This window comes from Halomonas sp. (assembly GCF_052095695.1).
Taxonomy (GTDB): domain Bacteria; phylum Pseudomonadota; class Gammaproteobacteria; order Pseudomonadales; family Halomonadaceae; genus Vreelandella.
On sequence record NZ_JBQDLQ010000082.1, the window covers coordinates 1 to 1369 of the forward strand.

The 1369-nt window shown below is 55.7% G+C and carries 1 protein-coding gene; it reads left to right on the forward strand.

Annotated features, from left to right (window positions below):
* Positions 1-1339, forward strand: a 1339-nt coding sequence (gene atpD / locus ACTH5D_RS14195) for a F0F1 ATP synthase subunit beta (RefSeq protein ID WP_441672348.1), incomplete at its 5' end; no start/stop codon positions are given.
* Positions 1340-1369: the final 30 nt, after the last annotated feature.

Below are 1369 nucleotides of genomic sequence, written 5' to 3' on the forward strand. Positions count from 1 at the left end.
CGTAGAGTTTCCGCGGGACTCTGTGCCCAAGGTCTACGACGCGCTAAAGGTCTCCGATGTTGAGACCGTCCTCGAAGTCCAGCAGCAGCTGGGTGACGGTGTGGTGCGTACCATTGCTATGGGCTCCACCGAGGGCTTGAAGCGTGGCATGGAAACGACCAGCACAGGTGCCGCGATTTCCGTACCGGTAGGTAAGGAGACGCTGGGCCGTATTATGAACGTACTTGGCGAGCCGATTGACGAAGCAGGACCGATCGGCGAACAAGAGCGTATGCCTATCCACCGCAAGCCACCAACCTATGCCGAGCAGGCCGCCTCCGGCGAGCTGCTGGAAACCGGTATCAAGGTTATCGACTTGGTTTGCCCGTTTGCGAAAGGCGGTAAAGTTGGCCTGTTCGGCGGTGCCGGTGTTGGTAAAACCGTTAACATGATGGAGCTTATCCGCAACATTGCCACCGAACACAGCGGCTACTCTGTTTTTGCCGGTGTGGGTGAGCGTACGCGTGAGGGTAACGACTTCTATCACGAAATGACTGAATCCAACGTTATCGATAAGGTATCGCTGGTTTACGGTCAGATGAACGAGCCGCCAGGCAACCGTTTGCGCGTGGCGTTGACCGGTTTGACCATCGCAGAGAAATTCCGTGATGAAGGCCGTGACGTTCTGTTGTTCGTCGATAACATCTATCGCTACACCCTAGCTGGTACGGAAGTATCTGCATTGCTGGGCCGTATGCCGTCAGCGGTAGGTTATCAGCCTACGCTGGCGGAGGAGATGGGCGTTCTGCAGGAGCGCATTACCTCGACCAAGACCGGTTCGATCACCTCCGTCCAGGCCGTCTATGTGCCTGCCGACGACATGACCGACCCGTCGCCGGCTACGACGTTCTCTCACCTGGATGCCACGGTATCACTGTCGCGTTCAATCGCCGAATTGGGCATCTACCCGGCCATTGATCCGCTGGATTCCACCTCACGACAGTTGGATCCGCTGGTAGTGGGTGAAGAGCACTATGCGATCGCTCGCGGTGTGCAGAACGTTCTTCAGCGCTACAAGGAGCTTAAGGATATTATCGCCATTCTGGGTATGGATGAGCTGTCTGACGAAGACAAGCTGGCCGTATCTAGGGCGCGTAAAATCCAGCGCTTCTTGTCGCAGCCGTTCTTCGTGGCCGAGGTGTTCACCGGTTCACCAGGTAAGTATGTCTCATTGAAAGACACGATTAGTGGCTTCAAGGGTATTCTCGCTGGCGAATACGACGATATGCCGGAACAGGCCTTCTACATGGTCGGTTCAATCGACGAAGCTGTCGAAAAAGCCAACCAGATGAAGAAGTAATCCCGTCCATTAGGGGGATTCGCTATGGCG